A 21,002-nucleotide genomic window follows, 5' to 3' on the forward strand; every position below is an offset into this window, starting at 1 on the left:
TGCTGGTTGACGAACATGCTGTTAATCGAACATAACGCAGCGTCCTTGGAAGACCCTGAGCTGCAGTTATCCAACTCCTGCGTAGGAGTGCAGGCCGACGGTCACCAGATTGACGAAGAACAGATTGAACACCATGGCCACGAAGCCGACGACGTTGATCCAGGCCGCCTTCCGGTCCCGCCACCCCGCCGTCGACCGCGCGTGCAGATAGGAGGCGTAGATCACCCAGGCGATAAACGCCACGGTCTCTTTGGGGTCCCAGCCCCAGTAGCGGCCCCAGGCCTCCTCGGCCCAGATCGCGCCGAAAATCACCCCGAAACCGAACACCGGGAACCCGAAGATCGTGGTCCGGTACGCGATGCGATCCAGCGTCTGTGCATCGGGCAACCGCTGCACCAGCTGAGCAAACGCGCCCGTGGTGTCCGGCTCGCCCAACCGGGAGGTTCGCAGCAGGAACAGGATGCTGGCCACCCCGGCGACCAAGAAAACCCCCGAACCCAGGCTGACCACCGATACGTGGATCGGCAGCCAGTAGGACTGCAGCGCGGGCATCACCGGGGCGGCGTTGGTGTAAAGCCAGCGTCCGGACACCGTCAGCAAGATGAGCACCGGCAGCAGCAGAAAGACCCACAGCGGACGGAATTGCCGGCGGCGTAACACGATCGCGCCGGCGACCAGACCGCAGAAGCAGGTCAGGTTGATGAACTCGTACATGTTGCCCCACGGCACCCGCTGGGTGGCCAGGCCGCGCAGCACGATGCATCCGAACAACAACCCGATGCCGGCGTAGACCAGGATCAGTCCGGCCCGCCCGACCCGCTCGTCGAGCGGTCGACGCGGAGCGTCGGTGACGACGCCGGGCGTCACGCTGTCGGCGGCCACCGATCCGGCGCTCACCAGTTCGCGCTCGCCCTTGCGACTGCGGGTGTAGGCCAACTCGAAGGCCAGCAGCAGTAGCGCGACCACCAGGATCACCACCGCGGACGTGAACGCCCAGTCGGAGTTGCGCGCCAAACCCAGGTGGATGTGAGTGGTATTCACGGGGTGCTCCTTCCCGTCGTGACCGGCTCGGCCGGCGACGCTGCTAGGCCGTGCTGAAGGCGCTCGACCAGCCGCTCGAATTCGTCGCCCCAACCGGCGTTGTCGGTGCGCGCCAAACCGCCTACCTGGACATTCACCGTACCGGGCGCTGCCGGCAGCAGGCGAATCCAGACCCGGCGTCGACGGACCAGCAGCGACACCACCAGCCCGGCCATCATCGCGATCGCCGACACCAGCACCCAGATCTGGCCCGGGTCATGGGAGACCTGCAGGTTGACGAACGGCACCGCGCCTTCGAAACGCACGACGGCCCCGGCCGCCGGCCCCTGGTCGATCCGGGCCTGCTCGCCGACCCGCAGGTTGACCCGCTTGACCCGGTTGAGCCGGTGCTGGTCGATGAGCCGTGGATCCAGGGAGTACAGCGACTGCGGCCGACCGGTGTCCAGGCCGGTGTCGCCCGTATAGATGTCGACGGCTACCGCCGGGGCGATCAGCGCGGGGAAGCTCGACGACAGCAGCTTGCCCTCGAGTTGCTCGGTCGGTGCGAGCAACCCCGTGATCGCGATCTGGTGTTTGCGTCGTTCGGCGGCGTCGGGGAACGTGCCGGCCGGCGGGTCGATCCGCGCGACTCCCGACGACAGCAGCGTCCGCGGATTATCGGGCCGCCACTGCACCGTCGAGGTGCGGGTCTGCCCGTCGGGAAAGGTGACGCTGAATGTCGGTGCGTAGCCGTGGCCCTGCAGGTAAACCCGATCGCCGCCGACCCGCAGCGGATGGTTGACCTCCAGCCGGTAGGGCCGCCAGCTAGCGGTGGTGATATCGGGACCCGACTGGTAGTCGATGTTCGCGGCGAACGAGGTCGCTTGTCCGGACGGCAGATACTTCGCTTTGAAGTCGTTGACGCGCAAGCAGATCGGATGCAGCGACGTGCCGTCTACGGTGTTGCCGGCCCGGAACGAGTCGAACGCCGCCGGCGAGGCCGAGCAGAAGCCGGGACCGCCGTCGGCAATGACGACGACGTTGCCCTCGTAACCGAAGAGCTTGCCGGCCGCCACCGCGACCAGCAGGCCCAGCAGTGAGAAATGGAAGACGAGGTTGCCGAATTCGCGCAGATAGCCCTTCTCCGCGGAGATTTCGATGCCCTCATCGCGACGGATGACGGTGCGCCAGCCGCGCAGGTGTCCTGCCATCGTTGTCGCCACGTCGTCGGGTTCGCCGACGACGGTGGCCGCGGCGTGCTTCGGCAACCGGGTCAGGTTGCGGGGCGCCGGCACCGGCGTGGCCCGCATGCTGCGGGCATGCTCGATCATCCGCGGCGTCAGGCAGCCGAGTAACGACACGAACAGCAGCGTGTAGATCGCGGTGAACCAGAAACTGCCAAACACGTTGAACGCCTGCAGTTTGTCCAGCCACGGCCCGATCTTCGGGTGGGCGGCCAGGTAGTCGTCGACCTTGCCGGCGTTCAGACTGCGCTGCGGCAGCAGCGCGCCGGGCATCGCGCCCAGCGCCAGCAGGAACAGCAACACCAGCGCGGTGCCCATGGAGGTCAGTGCCCGCCAGGTGTTGCGGGTCAAGGCAACTAGCCGGCTCAAATCGGCAACCTCACGTCGGACACGAACGCGTCGCGCACCCAGGACACGAAGTCATTCCACAGCCCGCTGACCAGCGCTACGCCCACCGCGACCAGCAGCACACCGCCGAAGATCTGTAGCGCGCGTGTGTGCCGTCGCAGCCAACCGAGGCCGGCGACCGCGGACGCCGATCCAAAAGCCAACAGCACGAAGGGGATTCCCAGCCCGAGGCAGTACGCGATCACCAGCACGATGCCCCGGGCCACGCTCGCCCCGTCGGTGGCCGACGCGACGGTGACAACCCCGGCCAGCGTCGGGCCCAGACACGGCGTCCAGCCGAGCGCGAAGACCGCGCCCAGCAACGGGGCCACGGCGACCGTCGACAACTGCCGCGGCGCGAACCGGAGCTGGCGTTGAAGCGCGGGCACGTAACCGACGAACACCAAGCCCATCACAATGGTCAGCACGCCACCGACCCGTTGCAGCACAAGCTGATTGGTGATCAGCGTGGTCGTCATACCAAGCACCGCGACGGTCCCGAGCAGAAACACCACAGTGAACCCCGCGACGAACAACGCCGCCGAACCCGTGACCCGCCATCGCGCATTCGGCGGAGCGTTGTCCGATTCGTCGACTCCGACAACGGCGGCCAGATACGACAGATAACCCGGCACCAGCGGCACCACACAGGGCGAGGCGAAAGACACCAGCCCGGCCGCCACGGACACCGCCAGCGCAAGCAAAAGCGGTCCGGCGGCGGCGGTTTCGGTGAAACTCATCGCGGCCCCGGCTCCGCGGCGATCCGCTGCACCACCGGCTGCAGATCCTCGGCGAGCAGTTCGCGAAGGAACACCGCGGCGACCCGATGGCTGCGGTCAAGCACGAGCGTGGACGGAATCACCGAAGTCGGGTACTTGCCGCCGAACGCGATCATGGTGCGCATCGCCGGGTCGTAGATCGACGGGAACGTGACCTTGCGGTCTTTCACGAAATCCTGGGCCGCCTGACGGTTGTTGTCGCGCACGTCGATACCCAGCATCGCCACCCCGTTGGCGCGGGTGGCGTCGTACACCTGCTGCAGCACGGACGCCTCGGCCCGGCACGGCCCACACCACTGGCCCCAGACGTTGATGACCACGACCTTGCCGGCGAAATCGTCGAGCGAGACGGTGCGGTCCGGGTCCATCAACTCCGGTCCGGACACGGGTCCCGGCCGGCCGCGGTGGCCGGGCGGGTCGTAGAAGATGTCGGTTTTGCCGCCGGGAGAGACGAATTCGAAGGTGCCGCCTTGTGCGACCGCGTCATCGCCGGTGGAGCAGCCGACCAGCAGGCCGGCTACCGCTACGGCGACGAACGCCAGTCGCCACCCGGTCAATTGAGTGCCGGCTCGCTGTACAGCACGTCGACCAGGTGGTCGCCGTCGAAGACCAGCGACGTCACCGAACCGACCGCGCACTGTCGGCGGCGTGGGTCGTGCCACAGGCGCTTGCCGGTCAGCGACAACCGTACCGTCCACACCGGCAGCTGATGGCTGACGCACACGGCTTCGTGGCCGGCGGCCCGGGCTCGGGCTTTGTCCACCGCGGTTGTCATGCGGGCGGCGATCTGCTTGTACGGCTCGCCCCACGACGGAGTGAACGGGTTACGCAGCTGCCACCAGAACCGCGGGTCGCGCCAGGCGCCGTCGCCGGGGCCTATCCGCTTGCCCTCGAAGAAGTTGGCCGACTCGATCAGGTCGGGGTCGGCGTCCACGGTCAGGTCGTAGCGGGCGGCGATCGGCGCGGCGGTCTCCTCGGCGCGTTGCAGCGGCGAGGCGATCACCGCGACGATGTCACGGTTGGCCAGTGCGTCGGCCGCTGCGTGGGCCTGTCGAATTCCCTTGTCGGACAGACGGAATCCCGGCAGTCGCCCGTAGAGCACGCCGTCCGGGTTGTACACCTCGCCGTGACGGATCAGGTGCACTCGGGTCTCTTCGGCCATCAGGGTTTGCTCTCCTTGGCTGCGGCTTCGGCGGCCGCGGGCAGTGCCTCGGCGATCCGGGCGAACGCGGCATCGTCGAGCGCCGCCGAGACGAACCAGGCTTCGAAGGCGCTGCAGGGTGGGTAGACGCCGCCGTCCAGCAGCGCGTGGAAGAACGGTGCGAACCGCCACGTTTCGCTGGCCCGCGCCGACGCGAAATCAGTCACCGGCGCGTCGCCGAAGAACACGCTGAGCATGTTGCCGGCTCGTGGGATCTGATGTGGCACACCAGCTTCAGTCAAAGCCAGCCTCAGCAGCATGGCCAGCCGGTCGGCATTGGCATCCAGCGCGGCATACACGTTTTCGTCGGCGGCCCGCAGTGTGGCCAGTCCTGCGGCGACCGCAACCGGGTTACCGGACAACGTCCCGGCCTGATACACCGGACCCAACGGCGCGAGCCGCTGCATGATGTCGGCTCGCCCGCCGAACGCCGCGGCGGGCAGGCCGCCGCTCATCACCTTGCCGAAGGTGAACAGGTCGGCGTCGACCGGATCGAGTCCATACCAACCGCTTCGGCTGACCCGAAAGCCGGTCATCACCTCGTCGACGATCAACATCGCGCCATGCCTGCCGGTGATCTCCTTCAGCGCGGCGTTGTAGCCCGTCGCGGGTGGGACGACGCCCATGTTGCCGGGGCTGGCTTCGGTGATCACGGCGGCGATCTGGTCGCCGAGCTGATCGAATGTCTGCTGGACCGCGCCGATGTCGTTGTAGGGCAGCACAATCGTGTCGGCGGCGGTCGCACCGGTTACGCCCGGCGAAGACGGCAGGCCCAGCGTCGCGACCCCGGAACCGGCGTCGGCCAGCAACGCGTCGACGTGACCGTGGTAGCAACCGGAGAACTTGACGATCTTGGCGCGACCGGTGAATCCGCGGGCCAGCCGCACCGCGCTCATCGTGGCCTCGGTGCCGGAGTTGACCAGCCGGATCAGGTCGACCGGTGGCATCCGGTTGATGATCTCGGCGGCCAGTTCGCTCTCGGCGGGAGTCGGCGCCCCGAACGACAGGCCAGTGGCGGCCGCCTTCGTAACGGCCTCCACTACCGACGGATGCGCGTGGCCGAGAATCATCGGCCCCCACGAGCAGACCAGGTCGATGTAGCGGTTGCCGTCGGCGTCGGTCAGCCAGTAGCCGGCGGCCTCGGTGATGAAGCGGGGTGTGCCGCCGACCGCCTTGAACGCCCGCACCGGCGAGTTGACCCCGCCCGGAATGACCGCGCAGGCGTCGTCGAACAGCTTCGACGAGACCTGGGTATGCACGTGCTCCAGTGTCCCAGCCGCCGGGACCGGCACCACTACAGGGTGTAGTTGTCGGGCATTCGGCTCCCGTCAGGCAGCGGCTATACCGCTGACCACGGCGCGACGGACGATTGCCACTCCTGGCGGGCGAGTCGCCGTTCCTCGGCGGTGATCGCGGCCGCTTTGGCGTCGATCGCCGCCTGCTCGTCGGCGCGGCGGTAGAAGTCGGCGTCGATGAGCCCGACCGTGCGCGTGCACCACTGCGCGACGGATTCGTCGTCGCTGGCCTCGGAGCCGGCGACCAGCAAGGCATACAGCGCTTCCAGTTCGGCGCCGTCGAGCGTGGCGAACGGTCGAGGGGGTTGAATGTCGGAGACGTCGACGACCGCACCGGTGGCCGCCGTCACGAGCCGGACCAGCAGGGCGTCGGACGCCGACGCGGCCCACCCGGCCAAACCGGGGTGCCGCGACTGCGATAGCTGTGTACAGACTCCAAGCAATATCGAGGCGGCCTCTTCGGGCAGATCGTCGACGGCGGCGTAAGTCATGGTCATCCTCCCCGGGTGCTCAATAGGCATTCGGAGCAAACCCCGCCTTGGTTGGGACAGGATTGCGAGGGGTTGAGGTCGGCCGCGGGATAGGAGTTGGATGGCGGTATGCAACTACCGCAACGGCTCGCCCGGTTCAACCGGCACGTGACCAATCCCATTCAGCGAATGTGGGCCGGCTGGGCCCCGTCGTTCGGCATCCTCGAGCACGTCGGTCGGCGCTCCGGCAAGCAGTACCGCACCCCGTTGAGCGTTTTCAACGCCGAGGTCGACGGGAAGCCCGGCGTGGCGATCCTGCTGACCTACGGCCCGGACCGCGACTGGCTGAAGAACCTCAACGCCGCCGGCGGCGGCCGGATGCGCCGCCACGGTAAAACATTCCATGTCAGCAACCCGCAGACCGTCACCAAGGAGCAGGCGGCGCAGCACGTCACCGGTGCCGCACGGCGAGTCTTCCCGAGGATGCCGTTCGAGCAGGCAGTGCTGTTGACGAAAACTGGCTAATCAGCCCGGGCCGCAACACGTTTGGTTACGAAGTACAGCGCGACCACGACCAGCCAGGACAGCAGGCTGAGCCAGAACTGCATACGCGCGGAGCTGTCGAAGGCCATCTGCACCAGCACCGCAACGATGCCGGCCACCGTCAGGATCGACAGCGCCGGGAAGAACCACATCTTGACCCGCAGGTTCGCCGGCGGCGTCTTGCGGCGTAACACTATCTGCGACAACGCAATCAACAGGTAGACGAACAGTACGATCGCGCCGGACGAATTCAGCAGGAACAAGAACACCGTATTCGGTGAGACCGCGGCCATGATGACGCACAGAAAGCCGACCACCGACGAGCACGCGATCGCGAGGTAGGGCACACCGCGTCGGCTGACGTGGAGCATCCGGGCCGGCGCTTCGTGTTTACCGGCGAGAGCGAACAACACCCGGGACGCGCTGTACAGCCCCGAGTTCAGGCAGGACAGCACGGCAGTGAGCACGACCGCGTTCATCACATGATCGGCGCCGGGTATGCCGATCTGTTTCAACGCGGCGACGAACGGCGAGGAGCCGGCCTGCACGGATTTCCACGGCAGTATCACCGTCAGCAAAAAGACCGAGCCCACAAAGAAAATCGCGATGCGGGCGGCCACCGCGTTCGTCGCCCGCTGGACCGCCCGCTGCGGATCGGGGGTTTCGGCAGCGGCGATGGTCGCAACCTCCGCACCGACCATCGAGAAGATCACCACCACGATCGCGCCGAAGGCGCCGTGCAGCCCGTTGGGGAAGAACCCGCCGTGAGCGTGCAGGTTGGAGAAGTCCGCATGCCGATGCGGCCACAGTCCGAAGGCGTACATCGCGCCGAGCAGCAGAAAGAGCACGATGGTCGCGACTTTGATTCCAGCGAACCAGAATTCGAACTCGCCGTAGGACGACACCGAGAACAGATTCGTCGCCGTCATCAACAGCATCAAGATCAGCGATAGCAGCCACAACGGCGCGTGGAACCAGTAGGTGATGACCTTGGCCCCAGCGACGGCTTCGAAGCCGACGACGATCACCCAGTAGTACCAATACAGCCAGCCGACCGAGAACCCCGCCCAGCCGCCCAGCGCTTGTCGCGCGTATTCGGCGAACGAACCGGTCGACGGGTTGGCGGTGGCCATCTCGCCGAGCATCCGCATCACCAGGATGATCAACACGCCGCAGAGTGCGTAGGTCAGGACTGCGGACGGGCCGGCCTTGCCGATGACGACACCCGATCCGACGAAAAAGCCGGCGCCGATGATCCCACCGATGGCGATCATCATCAGCTGCCGTTGCGACAACCCTTGTTGCAGTTGCGGTGTGGCAGCCATCTCGTGGGTCTCCGGCATTACCGGACGCTAACACTTACCCTTGCTGGCGCGCGCACATCACACCGGTAAGGCGCGCAGCGCCGCAGGCAGGCTGGGCAGGAAGTGCGCGGTGGCAAACGCCCGAACATCCTCGGCATCGACCATCGGTTGGCGCGCCGGCATCAACAACAACATCGCGGCGTAACGCAAGATGGTGTCGGCCAACTCATCGACGGCGTCAGCGCCGATCTGCTCGGCGAAGCCCTCGGGGAAGATGACCCGCAGCGCGCCCGCCATCCGCTCGACGGCGGCATCCCAGTGCTGGTGCGCCAGCTCCAGCATCAGGCCGGGCTCGTCGGCGAGCATTCGGGTGAGCACCCGATGCTGCCGGAACCGCATGATCGACAGCGTGAATGCTTCGACGTAGTAATTCGACTGCGGCCGACGACTTTTCAGCTCGTCGGCGATGTTGGCGAAAAGTACCGCATTCTCGCGATCGATAACGGCGGCGACCAGCTCGTCTCGGCCGGCGAAGCGCCGGTAGATGGTGGTTCGGCTGACTCCGGCGCGGCGGGCGACGTCGTCGAGCGCGACCCGCCGAAAGCCATGCTGCGCAAACTCGACCACGGCAGCGTCGAGGATCGCGTGGGTGGACGGGTCGACGGGGCTAACGGGATTATCCGCGGGCATAGCCTGCTCTGGCAAATCCGTTGTAGCGCAGTCGCATCGGCAGATGCTCCCACAGCCAGTTCACCGGTCGCGATCGCCACACCGCGGCGAATCGCTGGTAGCGAAGTTCCTGGCGGTCGCTCCAGGGCAGACCGAGCAGGGCACGGCCCCGCGGTGGCATGCCCCCGGTGGTCAAGAACGCAGCGACCGGGTTGAACACCGGCGCGAGCATCCGCCACACCAACAGCGGCACGCCCTTCGGGCACGGGAATCCCTTAGTCACATATCCCACACCGTATTTCGCGGTGGGGTGCGCGACCATGACGCGCTCCATCATGTGCTCCCAGTACCGCTCGAATTCCTGGTAGTTCGCGGGCATCGGGCGTTCGCTGACCCCGTAGCGGCGATACCAGGTCTTCGACTCGAGGTAGATCTGCTCCTTCTCCGCGTAGGTCAGACGCTTGACGAAGGTGTCGGCGAAATAGAGTACCTGCTCGACGAAGGTGGCGTGCGCCCAGTAATAGGTATCGGGATCCAGCGCGTGATACCGCTCGCCGCTGGGCATTTCACCCTTGATCTGGTGGTGGAAGTCGCGCACCTGCTGGCCGGTGTTGTCGTCGTCGGACCCGTAGACGGTCTTGAAGATCGGCGGCAACGAACGCTTGATCCGGGCTGAGGTGTCATCGAAGAACACCGAATGGTCCAACACGCCCTGTCCGAGCTCGGCGAGCATGTTTTGCAGCACCGCGGGCCGCGGCCCGATCAGGAACATCCGGTTGTCGCCGAAGTAGCGCCACACCAAGGACTCCGGCCCCAGCGGCAGGGCTTCGTCAGTTGCCTTGATCGCAGACGGCTCGCTCAGCTCAGTCATTGGGACAGTGTTACATATTTTGCACTTTGTACCAAATGCCGCCTGGATGTAGACAAACTGTGATCGCCATGTTGCCTTTGGGCCCGGCGTGCCTTGGCCGACGCCGCTGACCAGAACGGCAATATATCCGTCGTGCCTGAGCTTTCCCGCCGTGCTGCGCTGCGGCTGGGCGCTAGTGCCGTTATGGGAGCGGCGGGAATCTGGGCTTTCGACGCCTTGGTCGATCCCACGCAGGTACCGGCCGACCCCAGCCCGTTCGACCCGGCAGCACCGCCGCCACCACCCGTCGCAGCTCCATTTCCGACCAAGGTCTCCGGCTCATTCATCTCGGCGGCCCGCGGTGGTGTGCTGACGAACTACATCATCGCCAGGCCACCCGGCCAGACCGGGCCGCTGCGCCCGGTAATCGCGCTGCACGGAGTGCGCGGCAATGCCAAGCAGGTGATGAGCTTCGGCGTCGAACAAATACTCGGCGATCTGGTCAAGGCCGGCCGGCCCCCGTATGCCGTGGTCGCCGTCGACGGCGGCGACAGCTACTGGCACCGGCGAGCCGGCGGCGAGGACGCGGGCGCGATGGTGGTCAACGAGTTGATCCCGATGCTGTCGACAATGGGCCTGGACACCACGCGGGTGGGTTTCATCGGCTGGTCGATGGGCGCCTACGGCGCGATGCTGCTGGGGGCCCGGCTGGGTCCGGCGCGCACCGCCGGGATATGCGCGGTCAGCCCGGCGCTCTACCAGTCCTACACCGCCAGCACGCTCGGCGCGTTCGACAGCTACGACGACTGGACCCAGAACACCGTATTCGGGCTGCCGGCGCTGTCGGCGATTCCGCTACGGATCGACTGTGGCAACGACGATCGCTTCGCCCCGGCCACTTACCAGTTCATCGCCCAGCTACGCACGCCGCCCGCGGGCGGATTCTCGCCCGGTGGACATGACGAGGCGTACTGGCGTCAGCAGCTGCCCGGCGAGCTTGCCTGGCTGTGATCCTGACGTGGCTGATTTTCAAACTGCTTGAGCCGCAAGCTGTTTGTCACCACAAGTAACGACGAGCAGGCCATTGTCGCACCGGCGATCATCGGGTTGAGCAGACCCATCGCCGCCAGCGGGATAGCCGCGGCGTTGTAGGCGAACGCCCAGAACAGGTTCATCCGGATGGTGCGCAGTGTGCGCGCCGACAGCCGCAGCGCGGTCGGCACGGTCCGCACGTCGGTACGCATCAGCGTCAGGTCGCCCGCGTCGATCGCGGCGTCGGCACCACTACCCATCGCCATGCCGATGTCGGCGACGGCCAGTGCCACCGAATCGTTGACGCCATCGCCGACCATGGCCACCGTTCGGCCTTGCGCCTGCAAACGCTTGATGGCGTCCGCCTTTTCGGTGGGCAGCACTCCGGCGATCACGTCGGCCGGTGCGATGCCTATCGCGTCGGCGACCTGCTGGGCCACCTCCGCGCTGTCGCCGGTGAGCAGCATCGGGGTAATGCCCATTGCCTTGAGGTCGGCGATCGCATCGGCGCTGCCGGGCTTGACCCGGTCGGCCAGCGTGATGACGCCGCGAACCTGCCCGGCCCACGTCACCTGGACCGCCGTCTGACGGGTCGACGGCGCGAGCAGGTCGACGCCGGCCAGCGACCCGGCCCGGGACACCGCCACTTCGACATCGTCGACTACGCCGACGACCCCGGTGCCCGGATCGTTGACGAACCCCTGAGGGCCGGTGCGAGGCGCCAGCCCGCGGGCGTGGGCGGCCGCCACGATCGCCGCCGCCACCGGATGCTCGGAGGCCGATTCGACGACGGCCGCGCGGGCCAGCACGAGGTCGGCGTCTTCGCCTGGCCGCGGCTGGATTTCGTGCACGGCCATCGCGCCGGTCGTCACGGTTCCGGTCTTGTCGAACACAACGGTGTCGACGCCGTCGACGGTCTCCAGCAGCCGCGGGTCTTTGATCAGGATGCCCAGCTGCGCGCCGCGCCCGGTGCCGACCAGGATCGCGGTCGGGGTGGCCAGCCCGAGCGCACACGGGCAGGCGATGATCAGCACCGCGACGGCCGCAGTGAACGCCGACGCCGCAGGCCGGCCGTCCAACATCCAGCATGTCATCGTCGCCGCGGCGATCACCAGCACCGCAGGCACAAATACGGCCGCAACCCGGTCGGCCATCCGCTGCACCGGCGCCTTGTTGTTCTGCGCGTCGCTGACCAGCTTGGCCATCCGGGCCAGCTGGGTGTCGGCGCCGACCCGGCCGGCACGCACCAGCACCCGGCCGTAGGTGTTCAGCGAGCCACCGACCACTGAATCGCCCGCGGTCACATCGACTGGCATCGGCTCACCGGTCATCGCCGAGGTATCCAATGCCGTTGCGCCGCCGACGATTACGCCGTCGGTCGCGATCCGCTCCCCCGGCCGCACCACGATGACGTCGCCGACCTGCAGATGCCCGACCGGAACGCGCATCTCGTCGCCGTCACGCAACACCGTCGCGTCCTTGGCTCCCAAACTCAACAGTGAGCGCAGCGCCGCCCCGGACGCATGCTTGGCCCGCGCCTCGGCATAGCGGCCGGCCAACTGGAACACGGTGACCGCGGCCGCGACCTCAAAGTAGACCGGTCCGGCCCCGCGCACTACCGCTGCCGTCGACCACAGATAGGCGGCCAGCGTGCCCAGCGACACCAGGGTGTCCATCGTCGAGGTGTGATGCCGGGCCCCGAGCAGCGCCAGCCGGTGAAACGGGTAACCGCCCCACGCGACGACCGGTGTCGTCAGCGCCAACGCCAGCCACTGCCAGCCAGCGAATTGCCAGCCCATCACCATCGACACCGCGACAACCGGAATGGCCAGCAGCGTCGAGCCGACCAGACGTAAGCGCAGCTCATTTTGCGGCTGGTCGTCGTGGCTGAACAGGTCGACGGCTACCGACGCGTGGTAGCCCGTCGTCTCCACTGCGCGGATCAAATCACCGGCCGATACCCCGGACTCGTGCTGGACATGGGCGCGCTCGAGCGCGAGGTTCACCACGGCCCGCACGCCGTCGAGTCGATTCAACGCAGCCTCGACGCGGGTAGCGCACGACGCGCAGGTCATGCCGCGTAGGTCGAGATCGGTGGTGGTCACGCTGTCGTCGGACGGGCCGCCCGGCGCAGCCGGGCGATGCCGACCACCGTCAGCATTCCGGCAGCCGTCGCCAGCAGCAGGGTCAACAGCAAGAGCGCGGGGTCATAGACCACCGCGGTGGTCGGCGGGTGGCCCTTGATGACGGGGGCGACGGCCACGATGGAGCGCACCGCCGACCAGCTGAACGCGCAGCCCACGACGGCGGCACAGGCCAGCACCAGCTCGAGGAACGCGCGCAAACGCACCATCACTTGGATGAACTGTCGTCGTCGTCATTCAGCAGCGGATCGTTGGGGCCGACGCGCTCCTCAACCAGTGGCGTCAGCGCGTTGCGCAGATGACGGTGGCGGCGGGCCCAGGCCTGGGCGGTGCGGCCGCCGCTGAGCCGCAATCCGATGCCGGTCCGGCCCTTGGGCACCCCGACCAGTTCGCCGAGCGCGCGGGCGGATTGCCAACGCTCTAGGTCTTTTTGCGATGCCAGCGGATGATCGGGTTCCGGGTAAACCTTGACGATCTCGGATACCCGAATTGTTTCGGTGCCGTGGCGCAGCGTCTGATTGGTGAGCACGACCGAGGTGTGGATGCGGGCCGCTTTGACTTGCAATGCGATGAAGCTGGTCACCACCACCAGAAAGAACACCGGAACCGAGATCTGCCAGCCGTTGCCGTTCGACTTTTCGATCCAGGCCATGATTGCGGCCGATATCGGGCCGGCCAGCACCCAGTACCAAGTGGCACCGACCTCGCGAAAGAGCGGCGCTGCTTCGGTGTCCGTACGGGCAGTCACGCCCCCATCATCCCTTGCTGGACCAGCGGCCAAACAACCTGGGGCCTACCGGCGGCTCATCGGGTAGGAGTTGGCGTCGACGATGTATTCCACGGGCCCGGGCCGGAGGCCACGTGATGACATCCCGTTGCCCCCGACACCACCATGTCGGAGGGATTCGAACCCACCGGCGTGCGGATGGCGAATTCCAGCGTGCCGTGGTCGCGGGGCAATGGCCCGCTCACCGATCGCCCGGTATGTCTGTCGATTTTGTCGACACCATGCGCCTTGAGCACCTCGGCTGCGGCCGAGACGACCGCGTGGGCACCGGCAGGTGAGGCCGGCGCGGGCGACTGCCAATTCGGCAATTGGTAGATCGAGCCACTCAGGAATGTGAACGGCGGCGGACAACCGGATTGGCCTCCGTTGGACGTCGTCGTCCACTTGGCCGCGGGATATGCGCGCTGCACTGCTTCACGAATGGCCGCGGCAACCTCGACCAGATCGTTTGCCGCATCCTGAAGCGAATCCCGTTGACTCAGTTGATTTTCCAGCGTCGTCGCAGGCGCTTGCCCGGGTTTCGGCCATGGGTGCTGGTCGTAGTGACATCCCGACGCCAACACCGCCATCGCCGGGACGATCACCATGGACCATCGTGGACGACCCATCTCAGTGTCCTTCCTTCGCCGTACCGGTGACTCCGTTCCATCATCGCGCGAATGTTCCGAATGGCCACCAGTGCCGAGCCGGTCAATATTCGACCTGGAACTTCACTCGTCGAGCGCTCACCGGGTGAAGTAGTTGTGCGCGTCGCTGCGGTGCAACAAGAACCCTCCGCCGGCAATCAGCACCGATCCGGTGATGCCGGCGACGCCACACGCGACGGCATACATCGGCGGCCAGGTCACCGTGAATAGCCGGATGCCGACGTAAACCACGGTAGCCATCGCCCCGCCGCTCAAAACAGTTCGAGCCCAGCGGTATCCGGCCCGCATCAAGATCAAGAAGGTCACGACGATCGCGCACAGCACCGCGGTGAACAGCCCCGACGCGAGGTAAAGCGGTGTCGACCCGTGACCATGCGACGAGCCGACGATGTCGGCGGCATAGCCGATCAGCATCAGCGGCACCGCGACCAGCCACAACCAAAAGCCGGTGTCGACGTCAACAGGCCGGGTCGGCCGCTGCGGTCCGGGTGGAACGGGAGCCGTCACGACAACCAGTTCGCCGCGCCGGCGTCCCAGTAGGACAGCACGATGTCGGCGCCGGCGCGCCGGATGCTGGTCAAAGACTCGAGTGCGGCGGCTCGCTCGTCGATCCACCCGTTGGCGGCGGCCGCCACGATCATCGCGTACTCCCCTGATACCTGATAGGCCGCGACCGGCACCGGCGAAATCCCGGCGACGGCCGCGACAACGTCGAGGTAGCTCATCACCGGTTTGACCATCACGATGTCGGCACCTTCGTCGAGGTCGAGCTGCGCCTCGCGGACCGCCTCGCGGGCATTGCCCGGCTCCTGCTGGTAGGTACGCCGGTCGCCGGACAGGCTGGAGCTCACCGCTTCCCGGAACGGGCCGTAGAACGCCGAGGCGAATTTGGCGGCGTAGGCCAGGATCACGACGTCGGTGTGGCCGGCGGCGTCCAGGCCGTCGCGGATAGCCGCCACCTGACCGTCCATCATGCCGCTGGGGCCCACCACGTGAGCGCCCGAATTTGCTTGCGCGACAGCCAGTTCCACATATCGCTTCAGGGTGGCGTCGTTGTCGACCCGGCCGCGCGCGTCGAGCACGCCGCAGTGGCCATGGTCGGTGAATTCATCCAGGCAGGTGTCGGCCATCAGCACAGTGGCGTCGCCGAGGTCCTTGCTCAGATCGCGTAGCGCAACGTTGAGGATGCCGTCGGGGTCCGAACCCGCCGACCCGGTCGCGTCCTTGTCCTCGGCGCGCGGGACACCGAACAGCATCAAGCCGCCGACGCCGGCTGCCACAGCATCGGCCGCGGCGGTGCGCAGCGAGTCGCGGGTGTGTTGCACCACGCCAGGCATCGACGAGATTGGCTGCGGCTCGTCGATACCGTCTGCGACGAACATCGGCAACACCAAATGCCTTGGCTCCAGCGATGTTTGGGCCACCAGCCGGCGCATCGCCGGCGTGGAGCGAAGTCGACGCGGACGCTGCCGCACGCTCAGGCCCCTTGGCGGCGACCCGCTGCGCCCGGCTTCGCCGCGCTTGCGATCGCCACTAGCGCCTGCGGCTCTTCTTACGCGGCGGCGGCAGCGCGCCCTCGGCGCGCAGCCGGGCGGCGTGCTCGGCCAGCGCCTCGATCAGCGGGCCGACCGCGGCGGTCTCGGGTTGCACGTCGACGCGCAAACCGAATTCGGCTGCGGTCTCAGCGGTTTTCGGGCCGATGCAGGCGACGATGGTACGTGCGTGCGGCTTGCCGGCGATGCCGACCAGGTTGCGCACCGTCGAGCTCGACGTGAAGCACACCGCGTCGAAGCCACCGGTCTTGATCATCTCGCGGGTGGCCGCCGGCGGCGGGGCAGCCCGCACGGTCCGGTAGGCGGTGACGTCCTCGATCTCCCAGCCGCGCTCGCGCAGACCCTCGGCCAGCGTCTCGGTGGCGATGTCGGCACGCGGCAGTAGCACCCGGTTCACCGGGTCGAAAATGCTGTCGTAGTCCGGGAATTCGTCGAGCAGACCAAGCGACGACTGCTCACCTGAGGGCACCAGCTCGGGGCTGATGCCGAACGCGCGCACCCGGTCTGCGGTCGATTCTCCGACGCAGGCGATCTTCACGCCGGAGAATGCGCGGGCGTCCAGACCGAACTCACCGAACTTCTCCCACACCGCGCGCACCGCGGTGGTGGAGGTGAACACCACCCACTGGTAGCGGCCGTCGACCAGACCCTTGACCGCGCGCTCCATTTGCGCGGGGCTGCGCGGCGGCTCGACGGCAATGGTCGGCACCTCGATCGGCAGCGCGCCGTGCGCGGTCAGCCGTTCGCTCATCTCGCCGGCCTGATCCTTGGTGCGAGGCACCAGCACGGTCCAGCCGTACAGTGCGCGACTCTCCCACCAGTTCAGCTTGGCGCGGTTGGCCACCGTCTTACCGATCGTGACCACCACCGACGGCGGCGCAGCGCCGTCCGTGTTGGCGAGCAGGTTCGCATCGGTCAGCCCACCCAGCGTCGACTCCACCGAACGCTGCGCGCAGGTGGTCCCGGAGGACGTCACCACGCACGGGGTGGTGTCGGCCAGGCCGTACTCGATCAGCGTGCGGGCCGCGTCGGCCACGTGTGAGGACGTGGCCTGAAGGATCAGCGGGCCCGGGCCGGCGGCCAGTGCACCCCAGTCCACATCGCCGCGCACGTCGGCCACGGTGTGCGACGAGCCGAGCGGCAACCCCGCATAGGTCGGCACGGCGTCGCTGGCGGCCAGGCCAGGCACGATCTCAAAATGCAGGTGGCTGCGGGCCACGGCGTTCACCTCGGTGATCACCGCGTCTACCGAAAGCGGGTCGCCGGACACCAGGCGCACCACGTCAGCTCCGGTGCGTGCTTCGGTGACCAGCGTCTTGGCCACCTCGGCCGGGTCGCCCAACGCGGGCCGGATGTCGGGTCCCACCGACACCACGGCGGCGGGTTGTTCGTCGGTGCCAGTCCCCGCTGGGTCCTCGCCGGCTCCGCCGGCCGCCGGCTCGGCCTGCGCGGGCCCGGACACCGGGGGCAGATCCTTGCCGATCAACGCCAGCACAGGCTCGGGCACGTCGGGGTCAATGAACACCAGGGGGGCATTTGCCAGTACCGAAGCAGCCCGCGTCGTCAGCAGAGCCGGGTCGCCAGGACCCGAACCCACGAACATGATGCGGCCGGGCCTCGGCTTACGCCCTCGCGTCGTCATCGTCGCTCCTACCTCGTTCTCGAGCGCGGGTTGCTACCGCGCACTCGACATGAGTTCCCGTGCGCCCAAGTCGAACAGCTCGGCGGCCACCGAGAGCCCGAGCTCCCGTGCCCGATCCGGACTGCCGATACCGGACGCGCGGATCACGTCGGATCCGTCGAGCGCCGCCACACAGCTGCGCAGCGACAGCTCCTCGAAGACGCGGCCGTCTTCGTCGATGGATTCGACCACTTCAGCGATCGCCCCCACCGGCGCGGAACAACCCGCCTCCAGTTCGGCGAGCAGGGCACGCTCGGCGGTGACGGACGCACGGGTGTCGGCGTCGTCCAGCTCTGCCAGCAGTGCTGCCAGCCGGGAATCCCCGGAGCGGCACTCGATGGCGAGAGCTCCTTGCGCCGGCGCCGGCAGCATCTGCACCGGTTCCAGCGTCTCGGTGACGTCGTCAAGACGTCCCAGCCGGGTCAGACCCGCCCGGGCAACCACGATCGCGTCCAGATCACCACTGCTTACCCTGTTCAACCTGGTGTCTAGGTTGCCTCGTAGGGGGCGAATTTCCAAACCGAGACCCAGTGCTCTAAGCTGTGCCGCCCTTCGGGGCGATGAAGTGCCCACTACAGCGCCTGCCGGCAGCTCTCCCAGCACCAATCCGTCCCGGGCCACCAGCGCATCGCGGGCGTCTTCCCGCGGCGGGATGGCAGCGATCAGGAACCGCGGGTCCTCGGCTGTCGGCAAGTCTTTGTAGGAATGCACCGCCATATCGACCTGGCCGTCGTGGATGGCTTCGCGCAGTGCAGCGGTGAAAACACCGACGCCGATGTCGGCGATCGGCTCGGACGATTGGTCGCCTTCGGTGCTGATGATCACCAGTTCGGCGGAGTGGCCTTTGGCCGCCAGGGCGTCTCGGATGCCGCCGGCCTGGGTAGTGGCCAGCAAACTGCCACGGGTACCTATACGGATCACGTCGACCAAGCGGCTACTCAGCCGAATCAGTTGGTACAGAGGGCAATTCGCCCGCGGTGGCGACGGCGTCAACAGCGGTCTGGTCGAGCTCGAACAGCTCTCTTAGCGCCTCGGCGTAGCTATCGCCGCCGGGAGCGCTGGCCAGCTGCTTGATCCGCACAGTGGGCGCGTGCAGCAGCTTGTCGACGACGCGGCGCACCGTGCGGGCGACCTCGTCGCGGTGGGTGGCTTCCAGGGCGGGCAGCCGGTGGTCCAGGCGCAGCAGTTCGGCCTCGACGACGTCGGCGGCGCGCTGACGCAGCGCGGTGACCGTCGGCGTCACCTCGGCCATCCGCTGTCCGGCCAGGTAGGTGGCGACTTCAGCGGCGACGAGGTGGCGGGCGGCGTCGGCATCGGCCGCAGCGGCCTGGGCCGACGGTTCCCGCTGCACACGGTCCATGTCGACCACCCAGACGCCGGGCAGTCCGGAAACCGCCGGGTCGACGTCGCGTGGCATGCCCAGGTCGCACATCACCAGCGGCTGATCCGCCTGCCGACTGGCGGCGGCCAGGGTGTTGTGCACATCGGCCAGCGACACCACCGGACGCACGGCCCCAGTGCAGCTGACCACGACGTCGGCGTCGGCCAGCGCGGTGGCCAGATTTTCCAGGCTCAATGCTTCAGCGGCGGTACCGGATTCGCGAATTTTGCGGGCCAGCCGCTGCGCGCGGGGCAGCGACCGGTTCACGACGTAGACCTTCTCAATGCCGGCCCGGGTCAGGTGGGCAGCCGAAAGCGCGCCCATCGCTCCGGCGCCGATGACGGCGGCGGTCTTGCCCTGCAGGCCACCGACTTTGGTGTCGGCCATGCCGAGTGCGACCGAGACCACCGACGCGCCTGCGGCGTCGATGCCGGTCTCGGAATGCACGCGTTTGCCCACCGCCAGCGCCCGCTGGGCCAGCTCGTGGAGCACCCGGCCTACGGTGCGATTCGACTCCGCGCCGGCGTAGGCGCGACGGACCTGGCCGAGCACCTGCTGCTCGCCGACCACTGCCGAATCCAGGCCGCTGGCCACGGCGAACAGATGCTCGACGGCGGCCTCGCTATAGCGGACGTAGGCGTATTTGGTGAGGTCGGACACTGACATGCCGGACTGCTCGGCGAGGACCTGGCCGATGGCCGACAGACCCCCGTGGAAGGCGTCGACGACCGCGTACACCTCGACGCGGTTGCAGGTAGACAGCATCATGGCCTCGGTCACCAGCGGCGACTGCATGATCCGGTCGACGATCTTGACTTGCTCGGATTCGTCGGTGCTGAGCTGCTCCAAAACGGAGACCGGCGCGCTGCGGTGCGACACACCGAAGAGCAGGACGCTCACGGCTGAATCACCTGGCCTGCTCCCTTGCTAACACCGGTGAATTGACTGGTGTCCACCGTAGACGGTTACCTGATGGGCCACCAAATTTAAGCTGAAGTCACCCGTTGGCCAGGTCGATGCGCAGGCGGGGCTCGTCGAGCTCCCAGTAGCTGTGTTCGCGGCCGTCGAGCAGGACCACCGGCAGCCGGTCGCCGAACTCGGCCCTCAAGCTGCTGTCGCCTTTCTCTGCTTCGGCGTCCACGTCGGTGGTCGACAGGTCGAAGTCGAGTTCTTCAGCGAGCCGCTTGAGTTGGGCGTGGACCCCGTCGCAGATCGTGCAGCCAGCACGGGTCAACAGCTGGACTTGACGGCGGCTCATGGGCTCAGTGTCGCAGTTCGGTTCATTTGCAGAGGTTTTTAATCGTTGAGAGGTTCAGCGGCTGCCCGCCGGCGGGGCAGTAACGGATTGCCATGGTGAATACCGGAACCGGTGATCAGCGATACCATCGGCAACATGTCGGAACAGCCGCCAAGTGGGCATTCTGCCGCGCACGGTCCGGGCGGGTACCCCGCCGCGCCGACCGGGTTTCCCGGCGCTACGGCCGGATCACCCGCATGGCCATCGCCGCCGCGCGGGCCTTCGCGCTGGCCGACGTTTCTCGCGTTGGCGCTTGCGATTATCGCGTCAGGCCTCGCGATTGTTGGTTGGTTTCGCCCCTCACCACCCCCTACGCCTACGCATCCAGCGGGCCCGGCGTTCACCGAGCAACAAACTTCAGATGCAAAGACACGCGTCTGCAAGGCATTAGACCTGGTGCATAAGGGAACGATGCTCCACGCGGGTACGAATGTCGGGCAGAGCAATGATCCCGCCATGGCGGAGGCTCAAGGCGCCGACGCACGGCTAGCAATTATCAGCGGTGCTTGGTATCTCCGCGACCACCTGGACGCTGCGGCGCCCTCAGAACTCGCGACCGCGATAAAGAAATTGACGGAAGTCATGCTCGATCTCGGCGCAAACTACCTGGCCGACGCCAGAAATGACGACCCGGCGCAGTCCGCTCTGATAAAAGAAGGGAATGCGGGGTTCGATCATGCGCTGGAGCTCTGCAAGTGAGTAGCGCGAGCGGTAGCGC

22 protein-coding genes are annotated in these 21,002 nt (G+C 67.2%); 2 read left to right on the forward strand and 20 right to left on the reverse strand.

Annotated elements, in window-relative coordinates; all coding sequences use genetic code 11:
- Positions 1–66: 66 nt before the first annotated feature.
- Genes ccsB through WAO18_RS24380 form a run of 7 tightly spaced genes read right to left on the reverse strand, consistent with a single transcriptional unit; the run spans position 67 to position 6,417 of the window.
- Entirely contained in the window at positions 67–1,041 is a 975-nt protein-coding gene (gene ccsB / locus WAO18_RS24350) for a c-type cytochrome biogenesis protein CcsB (RefSeq protein WP_422208787.1), read from the reverse strand.
- On the reverse strand, positions 1,038–2,582 hold the full coding sequence (locus WAO18_RS24355) for a cytochrome c biogenesis protein ResB (RefSeq protein ID WP_422208806.1): 1,545 nt from the start codon (positions 2,580–2,582) through the stop codon (positions 1,038–1,040). Before WAO18_RS24355 ends, ccsB begins: the two co-directional genes overlap by 4 nt.
- Before the next feature lie 47 nt (positions 2,583–2,629).
- On the reverse strand, positions 2,630–3,391 hold the full coding sequence (locus tag WAO18_RS24360; protein ID WP_422208788.1) for a cytochrome c biogenesis CcdA family protein: 762 nt from the start codon (positions 3,389–3,391) through the stop codon (positions 2,630–2,632).
- Entirely contained in the window at positions 3,388–3,987 is a 600-nt protein-coding gene (locus WAO18_RS24365; protein WP_422208789.1) for a TlpA disulfide reductase family protein, read from the reverse strand. Before WAO18_RS24365 ends, WAO18_RS24360 begins: the two co-directional genes overlap by 4 nt.
- A complete protein-coding gene (locus WAO18_RS24370) occupies positions 3,984–4,592 on the reverse strand; it encodes a histidine phosphatase family protein (RefSeq protein WP_422208790.1) in 609 nt (202 codons plus the stop codon). Before WAO18_RS24370 ends, WAO18_RS24365 begins: the two co-directional genes overlap by 4 nt.
- Entirely contained in the window at positions 4,592–5,923 is a 1,332-nt protein-coding gene (gene hemL, locus WAO18_RS24375) for a glutamate-1-semialdehyde 2,1-aminomutase (RefSeq protein WP_422208791.1), read from the reverse strand. The genes WAO18_RS24370 and hemL overlap by 1 nt, the downstream gene beginning before the upstream one ends.
- A gap of 47 nt (positions 5,924–5,970) precedes the next feature.
- Entirely contained in the window at positions 5,971–6,417 is a 447-nt protein-coding gene (locus tag WAO18_RS24380) for a hypothetical protein (RefSeq protein ID WP_422208792.1), read from the reverse strand.
- A gap of 108 nt (positions 6,418–6,525) precedes the next feature.
- Between WAO18_RS24380 and WAO18_RS24385 the strand changes: the two genes are divergently transcribed.
- Entirely contained in the window at positions 6,526–6,921 is a 396-nt protein-coding gene (locus tag WAO18_RS24385; protein WP_422208793.1) for a nitroreductase family deazaflavin-dependent oxidoreductase, read from the forward strand.
- Here WAO18_RS24385 and WAO18_RS24390 read toward each other — a convergent pair.
- Genes WAO18_RS24390 through WAO18_RS24400 form a run of 3 tightly spaced genes read right to left on the reverse strand, consistent with a single transcriptional unit; the run spans position 6,918 to position 9,783 of the window.
- Complete coding sequence (locus WAO18_RS24390; RefSeq protein ID WP_422208807.1) at positions 6,918–8,264, reverse strand: amino acid permease; 1,347 nt, start codon at positions 8,262–8,264, stop codon at positions 6,918–6,920. The two genes, WAO18_RS24385 and WAO18_RS24390, sit on opposite strands and share 4 nt — an antisense overlap.
- 57 nt (positions 8,265–8,321) lie before the next feature.
- Positions 8,322–8,933, reverse strand: a complete 612-nt coding sequence (locus tag WAO18_RS24395) for a helix-turn-helix domain-containing protein (protein WP_422208794.1) — start codon at positions 8,931–8,933, stop codon at positions 8,322–8,324.
- Complete coding sequence (locus tag WAO18_RS24400; protein WP_422208795.1) at positions 8,920–9,783, reverse strand: oxygenase MpaB family protein; 864 nt, start codon at positions 9,781–9,783, stop codon at positions 8,920–8,922. The genes WAO18_RS24395 and WAO18_RS24400 overlap by 14 nt, the downstream gene beginning before the upstream one ends.
- Positions 9,784–9,966: 183 nt before the next feature.
- On the opposite strand from WAO18_RS24400, the gene WAO18_RS24405 reads away from it, so the two are divergent.
- Positions 9,967–10,773, forward strand: coding sequence for an alpha/beta hydrolase (locus WAO18_RS24405; RefSeq protein ID WP_422208808.1), 807 nt, complete (start codon positions 9,967–9,969; stop codon positions 10,771–10,773).
- On the opposite strand, the gene WAO18_RS24410 is transcribed toward WAO18_RS24405, so the two are convergent.
- From WAO18_RS24410 to WAO18_RS24455, 10 genes are all read right to left on the reverse strand, one after another.
- Positions 10,740–12,869, reverse strand: coding sequence for a heavy metal translocating P-type ATPase (locus WAO18_RS24410; RefSeq protein ID WP_422208809.1), 2,130 nt, complete (start codon positions 12,867–12,869; stop codon positions 10,740–10,742). The two genes, WAO18_RS24405 and WAO18_RS24410, sit on opposite strands and share 34 nt — an antisense overlap.
- A gap of 26 nt (positions 12,870–12,895) precedes the next feature.
- Positions 12,896–13,150: a hypothetical protein gene (locus WAO18_RS24415; protein WP_422208796.1), complete on the reverse strand. Its 255-nt coding sequence runs from the start codon at positions 13,148–13,150 to the stop codon at positions 12,896–12,898.
- The gene (locus WAO18_RS24420; protein WP_422208797.1) at positions 13,147–13,686 is read right to left on the reverse strand and encodes a DUF3093 domain-containing protein; all 540 of its coding nucleotides are present in this window, start codon (positions 13,684–13,686) and stop codon (positions 13,147–13,149) included. The genes WAO18_RS24415 and WAO18_RS24420 overlap by 4 nt, the downstream gene beginning before the upstream one ends.
- Positions 13,687–13,742: 56 nt before the next feature.
- Positions 13,743–14,333, reverse strand: a complete 591-nt coding sequence (locus WAO18_RS24425; RefSeq protein WP_422208798.1) for an LppA family lipoprotein — start codon at positions 14,331–14,333, stop codon at positions 13,743–13,745.
- A 117-nt stretch (positions 14,334–14,450) separates the two neighbouring features.
- Positions 14,451–14,879: a hypothetical protein gene (locus WAO18_RS24430; protein WP_422208799.1), complete on the reverse strand. Its 429-nt coding sequence runs from the start codon at positions 14,877–14,879 to the stop codon at positions 14,451–14,453.
- Entirely contained in the window at positions 14,876–15,853 is a 978-nt protein-coding gene (gene hemB / locus WAO18_RS24435) for a porphobilinogen synthase (RefSeq protein WP_422208810.1), read from the reverse strand. Before hemB ends, WAO18_RS24430 begins: the two co-directional genes overlap by 4 nt.
- Positions 15,854–15,905: 52 nt before the next feature.
- Entirely contained in the window at positions 15,906–17,567 is a 1,662-nt protein-coding gene (locus tag WAO18_RS24440; protein ID WP_422208800.1) for a uroporphyrinogen-III synthase, read from the reverse strand.
- A 33-nt stretch (positions 17,568–17,600) separates the two neighbouring features.
- Positions 17,601–18,527 carry a hydroxymethylbilane synthase gene (gene hemC / locus WAO18_RS24445; protein ID WP_422208811.1) on the reverse strand — a complete coding sequence of 309 codons (927 nt, stop codon included), beginning with the start codon at positions 18,525–18,527 and terminating at the stop codon, positions 17,601–17,603.
- A 13-nt stretch (positions 18,528–18,540) separates the two neighbouring features.
- Positions 18,541–19,887, reverse strand: coding sequence for a glutamyl-tRNA reductase (locus WAO18_RS24450; protein ID WP_422208801.1), 1,347 nt, complete (start codon positions 19,885–19,887; stop codon positions 18,541–18,543).
- A 97-nt stretch (positions 19,888–19,984) separates the two neighbouring features.
- Complete coding sequence (locus WAO18_RS24455) at positions 19,985–20,245, reverse strand: glutaredoxin family protein (protein ID WP_422208802.1); 261 nt, start codon at positions 20,243–20,245, stop codon at positions 19,985–19,987.
- Positions 20,246–21,002: the final 757 nt, after the last annotated feature.

This window comes from Mycobacterium sp., from assembly GCF_049278535.1.
GTDB lineage: Bacteria > Actinomycetota > Actinomycetes > Mycobacteriales > Mycobacteriaceae > Mycobacterium.

Coding starts and splice junctions, on each gene's coding strand:
- WAO18_RS24355 (WP_422208806.1), bottom strand. CDS start 2,582: ATGGGCACCGCGCTGGTGTTGCTGTTCCTGCTGGCGCTGGGCGCGATG.
- WAO18_RS24360 (WP_422208788.1), bottom strand. CDS start 3,391: ATGAGTTTCACCGAAACCGCCGCCGCCGGACCGCTTTTGCTTGCGCTG.
- WAO18_RS24370 (WP_422208790.1), bottom strand. CDS start 4,592: ATGGCCGAAGAGACCCGAGTGCACCTGATCCGTCACGGCGAGGTGTAC.
- WAO18_RS24380 (WP_422208792.1), bottom strand. CDS start 6,417: ATGACTTACGCCGCCGTCGACGATCTGCCCGAAGAGGCCGCCTCGATA.
- WAO18_RS24385 (WP_422208793.1), top strand. CDS start 6,526: ATGCAACTACCGCAACGGCTCGCCCGGTTCAACCGGCACGTGACCAAT.
- WAO18_RS24390 (WP_422208807.1), bottom strand. CDS start 8,264: ATGGCTGCCACACCGCAACTGCAACAAGGGTTGTCGCAACGGCAGCTG.
- WAO18_RS24395 (WP_422208794.1), bottom strand. CDS start 8,933: ATGCCCGCGGATAATCCCGTTAGCCCCGTCGACCCGTCCACCCACGCG.
- WAO18_RS24400 (WP_422208795.1), bottom strand. CDS start 9,783: ATGACTGAGCTGAGCGAGCCGTCTGCGATCAAGGCAACTGACGAAGCC.
- WAO18_RS24405 (WP_422208808.1), top strand. CDS start 9,967: ATGGGAGCGGCGGGAATCTGGGCTTTCGACGCCTTGGTCGATCCCACG.
- WAO18_RS24410 (WP_422208809.1), bottom strand. CDS start 12,869: ATGACCTGCGCGTCGTGCGCTACCCGCGTCGAGGCTGCGTTGAATCGA.
- WAO18_RS24425 (WP_422208798.1), bottom strand. CDS start 14,333: ATGGGTCGTCCACGATGGTCCATGGTGATCGTCCCGGCGATGGCGGTG.
- WAO18_RS24440 (WP_422208800.1), bottom strand. CDS start 17,567: ATGACGACGCGAGGGCGTAAGCCGAGGCCCGGCCGCATCATGTTCGTG.
- WAO18_RS24455 (WP_422208802.1), bottom strand. CDS start 20,245: ATGAGCCGCCGTCAAGTCCAGCTGTTGACCCGTGCTGGCTGCACGATC.